Below are 16,969 nucleotides of genomic sequence, written 5' to 3' on the forward strand. Positions count from 1 at the left end.
TATTTATGTCATCATCAACATAAAAGTTAGTGGAATATCGGATTATGGAGTAGAGCCAATATCATTAGTGAATCAGACTGTACCTGACAGCTCAAAGCCGACCTATAGAGTAATTACATCAACTCATTTTGGGCCAACGCCGCCTTAGAGATAAGTGATTGTTGGCTAAAAAGTGAAGCGAAGCGGAACCGAGCCAGCTTTTACGAATCCGACTTCGAGGTCTTGTTAGATTGAAAGTGTATGATCTGAGTTCTAACTCCTGCATATTCGTATGCGGCAGCTGCTTTCTTTACTAACCCTTCATCACGACACAAGAGTAAATGACAAAACGAGGCAATTCCTGCATGTGTCATGTCACTAGAAGAACGAACAAACCCCCTTGTATTCTTCATATCAGTATCTCGGTAATAACCTAAAAAATTTAACTGATGATAAAGCCCATTAACTTTTTCAGATAAAGTTTTTACTCTATCAGAATTAGCCTCAAAAGGCTGACACTTCACACCAAAGAAGATATCGATGTCTAATTCTACATTTGGCATTGAGCCCTGAACTGCCTTAAATATTTTTTGGACAACTTGTGGGGGATTGATGTTGTTTAATACCTTAGCACCCAAACCTGTTGCATTCTCAAACGCTTTAACAGGTGATTGCTCAAGTGTATCCATTTTTTTACTGATGTATTGATGTTGTTCTGCTAACATTTTAGGCAGAAAATTCATAGCCTTTTTCATTTCATCGGTAAAACATTCATGAGAATCAAGTCCTTTTATTGCATCATCCAATATTTTCTTTAACTCTGCATCTCCCTTAGAGAAAATCTCTGCGTAGGTTTCATCACGCCTTCCACCATAGAATTTTTCTAGCATTGAGCTTAATCCGTAACCATATTCAGGTATTGGCTCGTCATTTTCCAGAAACCAATTCCAAACGAAAAAAACGTCACTATCATTAACCTTAGCCTTTCCAGTAGGTAAATTATTTTCGTAAATAGGCTCGATATACTTTGCACTTAACTCTTTGAGAATTGTTAAAAATTCATTTTCTGATCCTACTGACCTTTTTATCTCTTTCAGACTTTCCCTAGAGTAAACCGGAGTTATTTGGTTTTTATCAAGTAGCCCTCTAATATCATAAGAATCACCTTTACGAATCGAATCTAATATATTGTGATCTAAATATCCTAATACTTCTTCAGTCATAATTTCCTACGGTGAACGATAAACAGATTGAAAGCTAACGTCCGCGTAATGGTCTGGTTTGGAGCGCCAGCGGAAAAAGTTTCAATTGACGCGCTTGTTAAATGTTTACACTACTTTATTCATATCAACATCATAGCCAGAATTACGCATTTCTTTGGCAAGTGCTATCTTCCATGCTCCATGAGCATCCATTGGGACATAAACAACCCCAGATATATCGTTTGGGGTTTCGACGTCACCTTTAACCAATGCACATACGTTGTGACGCCCGAGCTTGCCATTCAAGAAGCCATGTTCAAAAACTACATTTTGACGAGCCCTAGATTTCAACTCTGGTTCTTCAGATGCTTTCGCGCCCAAGTCACAAGGCGTATACAACACCACTCCAAAACCAACATTCGAATATTTTTCGATCTTTTCGATTATTGTATTTCCTGAGCTGGCCTGTTCATGCAAAACAATTGGTTCAAAACCCATTTTCTCTACAAATCTTGCAGTTTCGGTTTTTGCTAGGTCATCATGACCATGTACGATAAATACCTTGGTGACATCAAGTTCAATTTCCACAGTATCCTTAGTGTTGATTTCGACTTGATTGGTATTTATTCTCTCTTTCGCACTAGAAAATACTTGTTTTGTTATGTCTTTAGCGTGGTTGTCGTAACTTACAATATCCTCTCGAGAAATATACATAATAATCCCTGGAGACATATTTTTATTCTCATATTTCGATAATTCTTCTGTAGTTCTCTCGGTCTCTTTTACAACGATTCGCTTAACTTCATCAGCATTTAAAAAATATCCATCGAATTGAAACCTATCTCCCTTTAGATAAGGAATAATAACGTCGTTTTCAATTTCCACTGCGTCAGTCTTATCTAGCTCGAATAGTTGTTTATAGTTCCCACTTTTCTCTGGTATTTCAATTAAGACTTGATAAAACACTTGTACTGAAACTCCTTTGACACTTAACGTTTTATAGTGCGCCCATGGCGCATCTTTCTGGCGATGTGACGTTCATGTATTAATAGATCTTTTTTAACAAATAACGTAATGCATTGCCAACTATAATATTTATATTGGCACTAAAGATATTCAGAAAAAAGAAAATGCGCTCGCCACTCAATTTCTTGAATATGGGATCTAACTACACTGTTTGGAAATCAATAAGCTCTTATTTTAAGCGAACCTCAATGTATGGTTGTCGCTCAAATCAGACCTTTAGAGCAATTACGTTAACTCATCTTGGGCCAGAAATGAGTTAATCCGGAAAGGCTGCTTATGGAACAATACCGACTTTCACTTCTAAATGAAAATACTCAAAATAGCGTTTGAGATGTATGGCATCAAAATGCTTAAGCTAACAAAACCAATAAGAATAAAAAAAGAGTAAAGCGTTCACTTTACTCTTTCAAATACTTCAATATCTTGTTGACTCGCAACTCGCAACTCGCAACTCGCAACTCGCAACTCGCAACTCGCAACTCGCAACTCGCAACTCGCAACTCGCAACTTACTTCAATCTAATCGACGTTGCTTCAATCTCAATTAAACCTTGCTTAAACAAACCACCAATGGCTTTTTTGTAGTTTGCTTTACTGGTTGAGAAAGTCTTTGTAATTGCTTCTGGGTCTGACTTGTCACCTAGGTGAAGTACGCCGCCTTCGGCTTTTAATTTAGCTAATATTTTTTCGCCTAAGTCGTTTACTTTACCCATACCTGGCTTTTCAAGGAGTACGTCGATTTTACCGTCTTCACGTACTTTTTGAATAAAGCCTTTTAAGCGCTGGCCAACAAATAGCTTTTTAAATACCGTGTTGTAATAAACCACACCAATGTGGGCTTCGTTCACGAGTACTTTGTAGCCAAGGTCTGTTTTACCGGCAACGATTAAGTCAACTTCTTCCATTACTGAGTAAGTTGGTGCTTCTTTCGATAAAAATTTATTAAAGTTGCTCGATGCACAAATACGTTGGCTGGCGTTATCGAGATATAAGCGTACAAGATACGAAAAGCCGTCTTTCATTTTTGGCTTTTGTTCGTTGTATGGCGCTAGTACGTCTTTTTCGAGGCCCCAATCCAAAAACGCACCAGTGCTGTTGATGGCTTTAACACGTAGTAGGGCATATTCGCCCACTTCAGCTAAAGGTTTTTTTGTGGTACCGGTTGGGTGACCTGCGTGATCTAAGTAAATGAATACTTGCACGCTGTCGCCAGCTTCTAGTTCGTAATCAATTTCTTTGCTTGGTAAGAATACTTCGCCTAAATCACGGCCATCTAAATAAGCACCTTCGTTAGACATTTCGTTAACGAAAAGGGTTTGTGTGGTTCCTAAAATACTCATTGTTATTCCTGTTCTGGCTTTTTCTTGCGGCGCATTGGAGCAAAACCATCTACATCAATTGGTGCTTGAATAGGGGCTTTAGGCTTTTTAGGGGCTGCTTTGCGTTTTGGTTTTGCAGGTTTAGCAGCCACTTTTTTCTCTGCTTTTTTCCAAACTGTGTTTGGTTTTTTCTCACGCAGACCTTTAAATTTACCAACAAGCCCGTCTACGGTGAAAAAGCTTAATTCATCATTTAAAAATGCTTTAATTGCTTTGTAGCTTGGCCAATCTTTCGGGCCTACTAACGAAATAGCAGTTCCTTTAAAGCCTGCGCGACCAGTTCTACCAATACGGTGCACATACTCTTCAGCATGTTTTGGTAGGTCAAAGTTAATAACGTGAGTCACGCTTAATAAATCAAGACCACGTGATGCAACATCGGTGGTGATTAAGATTTTAAAGTTTTCACGGCTGAAGGCGTCCATAATTTCTAGGCGCTTAGCCTGTGTTAAGTCACCCGCAAGCGCTTGCGCTTTAAAGCCTTTATCATTTAACAGTTGGCTTAAACGCTGAGTGTCGGCACGTGTTGCGGTGAAAATAATGCATTGACCAACATTGTCTTGTTTTACAAAGTGCTCAAGTAGGGCTTCTTTGTGATCTAAGTGATCAGCTAAATAAAGTTGCTGTGTAATGTCACTATGTTGCTCGTTAGAGGCACTTAACAATATTTGTTTTGGTGAACGTAAAAGGTTACGTGACAGGGCATCAACTTGTGCATGGTCAAGGGTTGCTGAAAACAATAACGTTTGGCGTAAACGGTGATCAGCAAGCTCGTTGATCATTTTAACTTGATCGGTAAAGCCTAAATCTAAAATACGGTCCGCTTCGTCAAAAATTAACAGCTCTAAGCCTGAAAGTTGTAACGAGCGTTGACTTAAGTGATCAGCAATACGGCCCGGTGTGCCCACTACAAAGTGCGGGTCTTTACGAAGTGCTTTAATTTGGTCATTAAAGTTTTCACCACCCAGTACTTTTACAGCACTAATGTTTGTGCCGGCAATTAATAGCCTTAATTGGCTGTACACTTGGGTTGCTAATTCGCGGGTAGGCGCAACGATTAAAACGCGAGGGTCGCGTTTACTGAGTGCTTTTTGTTTCATTACACGCTGTACAGCAGGTAATAAAAACGCCAGCGTTTTGCCCGATCCTGTTTTTGACTGTGCAAAAATATCATGGCCTGCGATAGCTGTTGGTACCGCGTGAGCTTGAATGTCAGTGGGCTGGGTGATGCCTTGATGCGCAAGTTGTTTTTCGAGGCGTGTATCAATCCCAAGTTCAGTAAAATGCAATGCGTAATCTCCGATGAGCAAAATTTGTAAATCTTGTCCATTATAACGCACTTGCCTCACTAGGAGACAGTAAAAACACAGCTATTTCGCATCAGTTTTTGCAATTATCACTAATTCGCGTAAAATACGCGCCCTCAATGCGCCGGATTTGCGATTCGGTTAACGCCCCTCATGGGCATTTAAAGCAAAAGGTAAAACCATGACTGCTGTTCATAAAGACAATGTAACTAGCGAGCACTTTGTTGTTTGCGCACTTTACAAATTTGTAGCCCTTCCTGATTTTGAAGCGATTCGCCAACCCCTACTAAAAGTAATGGAAGACAATGAAGTACGCGGTACTTTGTTACTTGCGGCTGAAGGTATCAACGGTACTGTTTCTGCTAAACGTGAAGGTATCGACAACCTACTTGCATGGTTAGATGCACAACCAAACCTAGACAACATTGTGACTAAAGAGTCATACGATGACGAATGCCCGTTCTACCGTACTAAGGTAAAACTGAAAAAAGAAATCGTAACTATGGGTGTTGAAGGTATCGACCCACGTGAAGTAGTGGGTACATATGTAAAACCAGCTGATTGGAATGCATTAATTTCAGATCCTGAAGTGATTCTTATCGATACGCGTAACGATTACGAAATTGAGATCGGTACTTTCCAAAATGCCGTTGATCCAAACACGAAGACATTCCGTGAATTCCCAGCATGGGCGAAAGAAAACCTAGACCCAGCAAAGCACAAGAAAGTCGCTATGTTCTGTACCGGTGGTATTCGCTGTGAAAAATCAACTGCGTATATGAAAGAGCAAGGCTTTGACGAAGTATTCCACCTTGAAGGCGGTATTCTTAAGTACTTAGAAGAAGTACCAAAAGAAGAAACCATGTGGGAAGGTGAGTGTTTTGTATTTGATAACCGTGTAGCGGTAAATCACGATTTACAAAAAGGCTCTTACGACCAATGTCACGCATGTCGTATGCCTATTACTGAAGAAGAAAAGCAAAAGCCTGAATACATGGAGGGTGTATCGTGTCATCACTGTCACGACAGCCTAACAGAAGAGCAACGCGCACGTTTTGCTGAGCGTCAAAAGCAAATCGAGTTAGCACAAGCGCGTGGCGAAGGGCACATCGGTAACGAAGCGCAAGAAGTTCTACGTAAGCGTAAAGAAGCCAAAAAAGCGCAAAAAGAAGCGCAGCGCCAACAGTAATTCTTAGCTTTATGAATTGATAGAAACCCCAGCATAGTCTGGGGTTTTTTATGCCTATTCAAAAGGAACAAATAACTAATCAATCTGATTGTGTAGAGGTAACCATTGCAAGCGAAGCACAATTAAAAGAAGTCGATTCATCACATTGTCGTTTCTAATTAGAAAACACAGGCGATGTATGCGTTTATTTCACCTTGGCTAATTGTTTATTAAACGAAGTCAGCTTTTTATTGATCACAAAGCTGTTACACTTCGTAACAATTAAAACGATTCTTATTTAGGTGAAATTTTGACAATTGGCAAATTACATACATGGACTTTAATTGCCTGTATTAGTTGTGTTTCCGTCGCTGAGGCGGCTAATGTAGTTGTAGAATCAGTGTCTGTTGAAAAGTCTAAACAACAGATAAAAGCAGTGGGTAATGCAGAAGCGATTCACTCAGTCACTCTTTACCCAGCAGTTGGGGACAGAGTCACCGCTGTTTACTTTAAACCAGGCGATAACGTTGCCAAAGGTGACTTACTGTTAGAGCTTGATTCACGTAGACAAAAAGCAGCGTTGATCGAAGCTGAAATTACCTTAAAAGATGCTGAGCGCACCATGAAAAGGCTTGAAGAAAGCCACGCCCGTGGTGCGGTGCCACAAAGTGATTTAGATGATGCGAAAACACTTTATGAGCTTGCAAAAGTCCAGTTAATGCAAGCGAAAACAGAGCGTGAAGACCGCGAAGTTCGTGCTCCGTTCAGTGGTGTTATGGGTTTAACTGACGTCGAAGTAGGCGATAGGATCACAACCCAAACAGCCATTGCCACTATCGATGATATTTCTGAGCTTTATATCAATTTTAATGCCCCAGAAGCCGCTATCTCAGTGCTTAAACAAAAATCTTCGGTCGAAGTAGTGCCTTGGTTAGGCGATAAAGCTTACACGGCTAAGGTGGCAGAGCTTGATTCGCGTATCAATGCGCAAACCCGCACACTCAGAACAAAAGCCAAACTTGACAATAATGCTCAGCAATTTATGCCGGGTATGAGCTTTCGTGTGCACATAAATATTCTAGGTGAAGAGCTTGCTGTAGTACCCGAAGCAGCCATGATGTGGGGGGCAGCAGGCCCTTACGTATGGAAGAGTGTCGATAAAAAAGCCACACGCGTTGATGTTAAAATTGAGCAGCGTTTAGCAGGGCGTTTACTAGTCTCTGGTGGCTTAAACGAAGGTGACTTATTGGTGACAGAAGGCGTTCAGCGCCTAAGACCTAATCAAGAGCTTAATTTCATCAATGAAGTGCAGCTAGCCAAGGAGTAATGATGAAACAGCAACCTATGATGGAAGACTTACCATCAATGGCGATACGTCGTCCTGTTTTAATTGTGGTACTTAACTTACTCATTATTATCGCCGGTATTGCTGCAATAGCAGGGGTTGAAGTACGTGAGCTTCCTGATGTCGATAGACCACGTATTACTGTATCAGCGTCTTTTCCTGGTGGTTCACCGGAGACCGTAGATACCGAAGTAACTAGCAAGCTCGAAGGGGCGGTTGCTAGGGTAAGTGGTGTAAAGTCGATTCGTGCGCAAAGTGAAGAAAACAACGCCCGTATCGTGGTTGAGTTTCGCCCTGGTGTTAATTTAGATGATGCTGCAAACGAAACGCGAGAATCGGTGGCCCGTGTGCAGCGAGAATTACCCGAAGAAGTTGAACGGGTATCAATTATTAAAGCCGATAACGATGCTGAAGCGGTTGTATCGTTAACGGTATCAAGTGATAGCTTATCCCTTGAGGCGTTGACAGAGCGTGTTGATGTTGACTTAGCCCCGCAGTTTTTAACCATTCCTGGTGTTGCTGATGTTCGCTTAAATGGTGACCGCGAACGGGTGCTTAGAGTGCGTATCGACCCACTTAAGCTGAGCAGCTTTAACCTTACGGTACCAGATATTGCCAACGTACTTCGTCAGGCTCCCTTTGATGTACCTGCGGGTAGTTTAAAATCAAGCGATCAACAGGTGATCGTTCGTGCTGATGCAACGTCAATTTCTGCTGAACAAGTAGCCGATATCATCGTTCGCGACGATACCCGTATTGGCGATGTTGCAGCTGTTTACTTTGGCCCAGCTGATCCGCGTTCGTTCGTAAGGCTTAATGGCACACCTGTGATTGGCATGGAAATTATTCGTCAGGCGCAATCTAATACCATTGAAATTTCTGATGAAGTTCTAACGTTAATTGAGCGTATGCGAGTGCGTTTTCCTGAAATGGAATTTACTTTAACATCTGACGATGCTCAGTTTATCAGAAGCTCAGTTGATGAAGTGATTAACTCCTTGTTACTAACCGTGTTGTTAGTGGTGATCACACTGTGGGTATTTATTGGTTCATGGCGCGCAACGCTGGTTCCTGCATTTGCGATACCTGTTGCATTAATAGGCTCTTTAGCACTTATTTGGGCGCTTGGTTTCTCAATTAATATTCTTACCTTGCTTGCACTCGTGTTAGCTACTGGCCTAATAGTAGATGATGCCATTGTGGTAAGTGAGAACATACAACGTCAGCGGGGCTTAGGTCTTGGTCGCCGTGCAGCTGCAGTGGTTGGTACCCGTGAAGTATTCTTTGCTGTTGTGGCAACAACCGCCGTATTAGCTGCGGTGTTTGTGCCTATTGCGTTTTTACCATCAACAGCTGGGCGACTATTTAGAGAGTTTGGTGGGGTATTAGCTGGCGCTGTGATCATATCAAGCTTTGTAGCGCTGTCTTTGGTCCCTGCGCTGACATCAAAACTGAAATTAAAGCAGGGCGGTTTTCATCCATTTGCAAAAGTTGGCCATGTGTTAGCCGCTGTATATAAGCGTACAATACATGGTGTACTTGAACATGCATGGCTTACCTTCTTTGCATGTTTGTTGGTTGCTGCTGGCTCTGGGGCACTGTATTTCAATTTAGATAACGAGCTATTACCAACAGAAGATCGCGGTAAAATTCGTATTTTCGCCCGTGGCCCTGATGGTGTAGGCTTGAACTTTATGGACAGACAAGCGGTGCAAATGGAAGATATCTTACTGCCGTATGTTGAAAGTGGTGATATTGAGTCTATTTACACTGTGGTTGGGCAATGGGATCCAAATATTGTATTTATTACTGTGCCGCTAAAACATTGGAACGAACGTCATTTTAGTCAGCAAGAAATTATCAATAAAATCCGTGAGCCCTTAGGGAATATTCCTGGTGCGGCTGGTTACCCTGGTGGTTCAAATAGCTTGAACTTGCGTGGTCAAGGCGGTGGTATTGAGCTTGCCTTATTGGGCCAAGACTACCTCGAGATATTTAAAGCTGCGCAAGACTTCTCTGCTGAAATAGAAAAAGCAGTGCCAGAAGTGGCCCCTGTACGTATTTCATATCAGCCGTCACAGCCACAATTACGCGTTAATATTGATAGACGTCGTGCTGAAGAGCTCGGTGTATCGCTCAGTGATATCTCAGTAACGTTACGTGCTGCAATCAATGGTGATGATATTGCCGATTTAAACATTGGTGACCAATCAATCCCGATTATGTTGCAAGCACAAAACCAAACCATCACAAACCCGAGCGATTTAGCTAACTTGTATGTTGGTGGCCGCAATGGTCAGCTAGTGCCATTAAGCAGTGTGGCAACAATTACTGAAGAAGGTGTTGCCGCTGAGCTTGAACGCCATGCGCAGCGCCGTGCTATTGAACTGAGTATGGAAATGCCAGAAGGCGTAACTATTGCTGAGCTGGTAACAAAAATCCGTGATATTTCAGAGCAATCTCTGCCATCTGGAATCAGCTTGGCGTTTAAAGGTGAGGCATTAACCTTTGAAGAAACCGCTAATGAAGTATTAGTAACCTATGTTCTGGCTTTTTTAATTGTTCTTCTGGTATTGGCAGCGCAATTTGAAAGTGTGAATAGTGCGATTGTTGTGATGATCACTGTACCGTTTGGTATTACATCAGCAATTTTAGCGTTATATCTAACGGGTACATCATTAAACATTTACTCGCAAATTGGTTTAGTGATGCTGATTGGTCTAATTGCTAAAAATGCCATCTTGCTGGTGGAATTTGCTGACCAATTACGTGACCAAGGCCGCTCGGTTAGAGTGGCGGTAGAAGAGGCCGCATTGGTTCGTCTTCGCCCAATAGCGATGACACTGGTTTCAACTTTATTGGGTGCATTACCTCTTATTTTATCTACCGGAGCAGGGGCTGAAGCTCGTAACGCCATTGGTTGGGTAGTATTTGGCGGTTTAGCACTGGCGGTGTTATTTACTCTCTATTTAACGCCAGTTATTTACCTTGGTTTAGCTCGCTTTACTAAACCAAGAGGTGATGAGTCGAAACTTCTGGCTGAAGAGTTAGAAAAGGCTTAATCCAACTTAATTGGCTATTTTTTCTTTGAAAAAATAGCCAATTACCCTCACAATTAAATCAAATGTTTAAAACTAGGTACGCGTATGCAAGCCGAACACGTCGATATCGCCCAATTTCTTTCTGATCACGCTCCCTTTGATGATCTTCCTGAAGAGGCGGTAAATAAACTCGCATCACAAGTAGAAATCGCTTATTTTCGCGCAGGCACTGAAATACTAAATTATGGCGAGGATATCGCTGATTTATTTGTTATTCGAACAGGTGCAGTAGAGATATATCGTCGTGATGGTGATTTATACAACCGTTTAACTATCGGCGGCATTTTTGGGCAAATGGGCCTTCTGATGAACCGCAAAGTGCGCTTTCCGGCAAAGGCGCTTGAAGATACCTTAGTTTATTGCATTAATGTTGAGTTGTTTAATCAATACTGCGACGAATACGAAACATTTGCTGACTTTTTTGAAGCCGATGGTAATGTGCGCCTTCATCAGGCAATTGTTGAACAAGCAGACAGCAACGATTTAACAACAGCCAAGGTTAAGTCGCTTCTTCATCGTGATGTTGTCACTGTGGCAAAAGATGCCTCTGTGCAAATGGTTGCGCAATTAATGACGCAAGAGTCGGTATCGTCTGTGCTGGTTACTGATGCCGATAAACCAATCAGTGATGATCCTGATGATGACGACGGCCAAGTTGTTGGCATAATTACCGACCGTGACTTACGTACCAGTGTAATTGCTGAAGGGTTAAGTTACGAAGCGCCAGCTGCGCAAATAATGCAAAAAGACTTAGTATTGCTTGATAGCAATGCGTATGTGTTTGAAGCCGTGCTTGCAATGCTCAGAGATAATATTCACCACCTGCCTGTAGTTGTTAAGAAAAAGCCGATTGGCGTTATTTCTTTATCGGATATTCTACGCTACGAGTCGCAAAGTAGCTTATTGTTAGTACGCGGCATATTAGCTCAGCAATCGGTTGAAGATCTAGCTCACTATGCAAGGCAGCTGCCTAATGTCTTTGTACGCATGGTTAACGAAGACGCTAACTCTCACATGATTGGTACTGCAATGGCTGTTATAGGCCGAACCTTCAAACAACGTTTACTTGATTTAGCTGAAGAAAAGTTTGGCCCGCCGCCAGTTCCTTATTGCTTTATCGCTTTAGGTTCAATGGCTCGTGATGAGCAATTAATTGTGACCGACCAAGATAACGCCATTATCCTCGATAATAGTTTTAACGAAGAATTACAAGACGAATACTTTCAAAACTTGGCTGACTTTGTTTGCGATGGTTTAGCTGAGTGTGGCTATAAGTACTGTGAAGGTGAAATTATGGCGTCATTCAAAAAATGGCGTTTAACTCGCGAGCAGTGGCAAGAACAATTTGCAGATTGGATGGCCGAACCTAAACCGCAGGCTTTATTACACAGCTCGATCTTTTTTGATTTAGACGGTGTGTACGGTAAAAACAAATGGGCTGATGAACTTAAGCGTTTTATCGCAACAGAAGGGCGTAAGAATAAACGTTTCTTGGCGAACCTTGCTGCGAATGCGCGTAATAGAACGCCGCCTTTAGGTTTCTTTAAAGATTTTGTGTTAGAGCATAATGGCCAACACAAGCGCTCTATGAACTTAAAACGCCGCGGTACTGCGCCGTTATCTGATGTAATACGCGTGCATGCATTAGCGATAGGCAGTCGTAAACAAAATTCATTCGAGCGTTTAGAAGATATTATCGAAGCTAAACTACTCCCTGAAGGCAAAGCACAAGATTTACGAGACGCCTTAGAATACATTGCCATGATCAGAATAAGACACCAAGCGTGGCAAATAGAAAAGCTTGATGAAGCGCCAGATAACGACTTAGAGCCTCATTTACTTTCTCCTTTTGAGCAGCGCAATCTTAAAGAGGCGTTTGCCATTTTAGATAAAGCGCAGAATTTCCTAAAATTCAGATACTCTGCTAACTCAGGGATGAAGTAATGGCAAAACAAGGCGCAAAACTTGATTGGCCGACTCGGTATCAAGAGTTATTAGAACAGAGCAAACAGCCGTTAATCAAAGCGTTTTATGGATCAGCTATTTGTGATTTAAGCACACCAATTAGTGATATTCCCTTAGTAGCACTTGATTTTGAAACAACCGGTCTAAATTATCAAAATGACGATATAGTCAGTGTTGGTTTAATTCCATTTAATACCAAGCGTATTTTTTGTAAAGATAGCCAACATTGGATTGTTCAACCAAGGCGCAAGCTTGCTGAAGAGTCGATTGTTATTCATGGTATAACTCACTCAGAAGTGAGCGATGCACCTGATTTTTCAACGATTATGGCGCCTTTGTTAGCAGCATTAAAAGGCAAAGTGATTGTGGTGCATTTTGCTCCCATTGAACGGCACTTTTTATATCAAGCGTTGCAAGCCCGTTTAGGCGAAGGGCTTGAATTTGCCGTTATAGACACGCTAGATCTGGAAACGCGCGCACTTAAAGCAAAGCAGGGGTTACTCGGGCGATTGTTTAATTCTAAGATTGATTCTGTGCGCTTAGCAGACTCTCGCATTCGTTATTCGTTACCAGCGTATCAAAACCACAATGCGCTCAATGATGCTACAGCCACTGCAGAGCTGCTACAAGCGCAAATAGCTTACCATTACCGCCCAGATACGCCGCTGAGCGAATTACTCATATAGCGTGCTTAGCACCGACTTTATGTGGGGTATTTGAATTTGAGCAAAGCTTATCAATAAAAAAACGCCGCAAAATGCGGCGTTTTATATTATTTAAAGTTTAGTGCTTAGCTTCTTGGCTCTGTTCTCAAACCAAGAATTAAACTCACGCACATTAATAACAATACAAAGGTAAACGGCAAGCCCGTAGATACGGCGCCGGCTTGTAAGGCCTCGATTGCTTGTGTGCCACCAATCCAAACAAGTGCAGCTGCAATCGCACCCTCGATTGTAGCCCAGAAAATACGTTGTGGCACTGGCGCGTCAACTTTACCACCAGCGGTGATTGAGTCGATTACCAATGAACCTGAGTCAGATGACGTAATAAAGAACACGAGCACTAGCACAATTGCAATGAATGAAAGCACTTGCGACATTGGCAGGGCTTCAAACATTTGGAACATAGCTAGTGGTACATCAGTTAAGCCTTTTTCACCAAGTACACCTACTTTATCAATCACTTGTTCAATAGCGATACCACCATAAATTGACATCCAGAAGATAGTCACAACAGTAGGAACTAGTAATACAGCAATTAAGAACTCACGGATTGTGCGGCCTTCAGATACGCGTGCAATGAACATACCTACGAACGGTGACCATGAAATCCACCAAGCCCAGTAGAATACAGTCCAGCCATGCATCCATGTTTCATCTTCACGACCATGAGGATTACTCAGTGGAATAATGTTTTCAACATAACCCATTACTGTATTAGGAAGGTTGCCAAATGCTGCAGAAAACCCAACAAGTGCAACAAATACGAGTAATACAAAAGCGATAAGCATGTTTACGTTACTAAGCAGTTTTACACCGCCGTCGATACCGCGAACAACAGAAATAACAGCTAGTAACGTCACACCAATAATAACGCCTATTTCTAAGCCAATTCCGCTATCAGTACCAAATACGTGATTAATACCAGCAGCGGCTTGTTGTGCACCTAAACCAAGAGATGTTGCAAGGCCAAATAGAGTGGCAAGTACAGCTAGAATATCAATAAGGTGGCCAGGCCAGCCCCACGCTTTGTCACCTAAAATAGGATAAAAAATTGAACGAATAGATAACGGCAAACCTTTGTTATAGCAAAAGAATGCGAGTGAAAGCGAAACAACCGCGTAAATTGCCCAAGGGTGTAAACCCCAGTGGAACATAGTTGCACCCATTGCCAGTTTGGCAGCTTCCGGCGTGTTTGCTTCAACACCAAGTGGTGTTTCGTACCAACCTGTAAAGTAGGCGACAGGTTCTGCGACGCCCCAAAACATTAAACCTATACCCATACCTGCAGCAAATAACATTGCAAGCCAAGAAATACGCGAATGAGTTGGACGTGCTTCTTTACCACCAAGGCGGATATTACCGTATGGTGAAACAATTAACGCTAAGCAAAACAATACGAATAAGTTTGCTGACCACATAAAAAAGCCATCAAAATTATTAATAATGTCGTTTTTAATTCCATTCAGAGTTGTTTTTGCTGTTTCAGCATCTGAAATAAGTGTTGCCACTAAGAATAGGGCAATTAATCCAGCACTAATGCCAAATACAGGGTTGTGCACATCAAAACCCCATTTTTGTACATTGTCCTGTCCGACAGTGTAGTCGGTATTGTCGATACTGTACTTGTCATGATGTTCGCTCATGAATACCTCTTGTTGTGATTATATTTAGCAGAGAGCTAAACGGCCGGTTGGCACTAGCTTGGCTATTACTATTTTTACGTATCAAACCCAAAAATAGTTTGTAGACTAATTAAATTTGTACCAAAGTTTAGTCTTTAGTGTAGGAGCTCGAAAAAAAATGTAAATGGTTTTGTCCCTAAACAGCCGAATAAATGCAGTTTTTTACGCTTTTTGTTGGAATTGTGAACAAATTAGGCGGCGAAAGGAATAATTTGATGACAGTATTATTTCAAAGCAAATTATTTCAATTGAGAGGAAAGTGCTGCAAACACAGGGCTTGCAGCACAAAGTTACTACTTTTTGTAAGCGTCGTTATGAACGCCAGCAGCACGACCTGAAGGGTCAGCATTGTTTTGGAAAGATGCATCCCAAGCGAGTGCTTCAGGAGTAGAACAAGCAACAGATTTGCCATGCGGAACACATTTCGCGGCGGCATCGCCAGGGAAGTGCTCTTCGAAAATACTACGATAGAAATACGCTTCTTTAGAATCAGGCGTATTGATCGGGTATTTGTATTTAGCATTAGCAAGGTCTTGATCGCTAACTTGTTCGTTCACATACTCTTTTAACGTATCAATCCAGTTATAGCCTACGCCATCAGAGAACTGTTCTTTTTGGCGCCAAAGCACGTCGTCTGGCAGGTAGCCGTCGAACGCTTCACGAATAATGTGTTTTTCGATTTTACCGTCTTTACACATTTTCGCTTCAGGGTTGATACGCATTGCTACGTCTACAAATTCTTTATCTAAAAATGGCACACGCGCTTCAACGCCCCATGCAGCCATTGATTTATTCGCACGCAAGCAATCGAACATGTGTAGTTTAGAGACTTTACGGTTAAGCTCTTCATGGAACTCTTGGGCATTTGGTGCTTTGTGGAAATAAAGGTAACCACCAAATAGCTCATCAGCTCCTTCGCCCGACAACACCATTTTAATACCCATGGCTTTAATTTGGCGCGCCATTAAGTACATCGGCGTTGAGGCACGAATAGTTGTTACATCGTACGTTTCGATGTGATAAATCACTTCACGTAGGGCATCAATACCTTCTTGAATGGTGAAGTGAATAGGGTGGTGAACCGTACCAATCATATCAGCTACTTTTTGTGCAGCTGCTAAATCGGGTGAACCCTCAAGACCCACAGAGAATGAATGCAGTTTTGGCCACCAAGCATCAGACTCGTCATTATCTTCGATACGTTTTGCAGCAAAACGCTGTGTGATAGCAGAGATAACAGATGAATCTAAACCGCCTGATAATAGAACACCGTATGGTACGTCACACATCAATTGACGCTTAACAGCAGCTTCTAAGCCTTCTTTAACATCACTTGATTTAGCTTCGTTGTCTTTTACTGCGTCATAGCTTTGCCAATCGCGGCTGTAATACTTACGAAGTTGACCATCTTTGCTCCACAAGAAATGACCCGGAGGGAATTCTTCAATATGTTTACAAATTGGCGATAATGCTTTTAATTCTGAGGCAACATAAAAGTTACCATGTTCATCATGACCTGTATAAAGCGGAATAATCCCGATATGGTCACGACCAATTAAGTAGGCATCTTGCTCTTCGTCGTATAAAAAAAACGCGAAAATACCATTTAAATCGTCTAAAAACTCAGGGCCTTTTTGCTTATATAAAGCCAAAATAACTTCACAGTCAGACTGAGTTTGAAAAGTAAAATCAGTTTCTAAGCTGGCAGCGAGCTCTTTGTGGTTATAAATTTCACCGTTAACAGCAAGAATATTTGTACGCTCAGGGTTGTACAAAGGCTGTGCACCACTCGATACGCCAACAATCGCTAGACGTTCGTGCACTAAAATAGCTTTATCTGATGAATACACGCCAGACCAATCTGGCCCGCGGTGCCTTAATAGTTTTGACATCTCAATTGCTTGGCTACGCAATTGAGCGGGATCAGATTTAATATCTAATACCCCAAAAATTGAACACATAGTGACTCCTCATTCCAAATATGTGCGCAGTTAACAGAATTTATATAACTGCGAATGTTTGTTTTAACAGAAATAATTACCTAAGTCACACAGGTTTTTTAATTAATTGAGAATAAAATATGCACCTGCGCTA

At 41.7% G+C, this 16,969-nt stretch carries 11 protein-coding genes; 5 read left to right on the top strand and 6 right to left on the bottom strand.

Translation table 11 applies throughout. From position 1 onward, the window contains the following. Nucleotides 1-200: 200 nt before the first annotated feature. The 4 genes from ISP07_RS03200 to ISP07_RS03215 all read right to left on the bottom strand — a co-directional run bounded on the left by ISP07_RS03200 (nucleotide 201) and on the right by ISP07_RS03215 (nucleotide 4,874). Complete coding sequence (locus ISP07_RS03200; RefSeq protein ID WP_209326770.1) at nucleotides 201-1,202, bottom strand: hypothetical protein; 1,002 nt, start codon at nucleotides 1,200-1,202, stop codon at nucleotides 201-203. Between the two features lie 105 nt (nucleotides 1,203-1,307). Continuing rightward, nucleotides 1,308-2,147 carry a nucleotide-binding protein gene (locus ISP07_RS03205; RefSeq protein WP_324616091.1) on the bottom strand — a complete coding sequence of 280 codons (840 nt, stop codon included), beginning with the start codon at nucleotides 2,145-2,147 and terminating at the stop codon, nucleotides 1,308-1,310. 568 nt (nucleotides 2,148-2,715) lie between these two features. Then, entirely contained in the window at nucleotides 2,716-3,546 is an 831-nt protein-coding gene (locus ISP07_RS03210; protein ID WP_209326771.1) for a S1 RNA-binding domain-containing protein, read from the bottom strand. Between the two features lie 2 nt (nucleotides 3,547-3,548). After that, nucleotides 3,549-4,874, bottom strand: coding sequence for a DEAD/DEAH box helicase (locus ISP07_RS03215; protein WP_209326967.1), 1,326 nt, complete (start codon nucleotides 4,872-4,874; stop codon nucleotides 3,549-3,551). A 199-nt stretch (nucleotides 4,875-5,073) separates the two neighbouring features. Here ISP07_RS03215 and ISP07_RS03220 point away from each other — a divergent pair, with 199 nt between their 5' ends. From ISP07_RS03220 to ISP07_RS03240, 5 genes are all read left to right on the top strand, one after another. Next, entirely contained in the window at nucleotides 5,074-6,081 is a 1,008-nt protein-coding gene (locus ISP07_RS03220; protein WP_105174083.1) for a rhodanese-related sulfurtransferase, read from the top strand. A 289-nt stretch (nucleotides 6,082-6,370) separates the two neighbouring features. Beyond that, complete coding sequence (locus ISP07_RS03225; RefSeq protein WP_138619466.1) at nucleotides 6,371-7,387, top strand: efflux RND transporter periplasmic adaptor subunit; 1,017 nt, start codon at nucleotides 6,371-6,373, stop codon at nucleotides 7,385-7,387. Nucleotides 7,388-7,389: 2 nt separating this feature from the next. Beyond that, the gene (locus ISP07_RS03230; protein ID WP_209326772.1) at nucleotides 7,390-10,467 is read left to right on the top strand and encodes an efflux RND transporter permease subunit; all 3,078 of its coding nucleotides are present in this window, start codon (nucleotides 7,390-7,392) and stop codon (nucleotides 10,465-10,467) included. Between the two features lie 84 nt (nucleotides 10,468-10,551). Next, a complete protein-coding gene (locus ISP07_RS03235) occupies nucleotides 10,552-12,450 on the top strand; it encodes a DUF294 nucleotidyltransferase-like domain-containing protein (protein ID WP_209326773.1) in 1,899 nt (632 codons plus the stop codon). Continuing rightward, nucleotides 12,450-13,157 carry a 3'-5' exonuclease gene (locus tag ISP07_RS03240; protein ID WP_209326774.1) on the top strand — a complete coding sequence of 236 codons (708 nt, stop codon included), beginning with the start codon at nucleotides 12,450-12,452 and terminating at the stop codon, nucleotides 13,155-13,157. Before ISP07_RS03235 ends, ISP07_RS03240 begins: the two co-directional genes overlap by 1 nt. A 104-nt stretch (nucleotides 13,158-13,261) precedes the next feature. Here ISP07_RS03240 and ISP07_RS03245 read toward each other — a convergent pair whose 3' ends face one another. Continuing rightward, entirely contained in the window at nucleotides 13,262-14,836 is a 1,575-nt protein-coding gene (locus ISP07_RS03245) for a BCCT family transporter (protein ID WP_209326775.1), read from the bottom strand. 332 nt (nucleotides 14,837-15,168) lie between these two features. After that, nucleotides 15,169-16,836, bottom strand: coding sequence for an asparagine synthase B (gene asnB, locus ISP07_RS03250; protein WP_209326776.1), 1,668 nt, complete (start codon nucleotides 16,834-16,836; stop codon nucleotides 15,169-15,171). Nucleotides 16,837-16,969 lie beyond the last annotated feature (133 nt).

Source organism: Pseudoalteromonas sp. PA2MD11 (genome assembly GCF_017808125.1).
Lineage (GTDB): Bacteria > Pseudomonadota > Gammaproteobacteria > Enterobacterales > Alteromonadaceae > Pseudoalteromonas > Pseudoalteromonas simplex.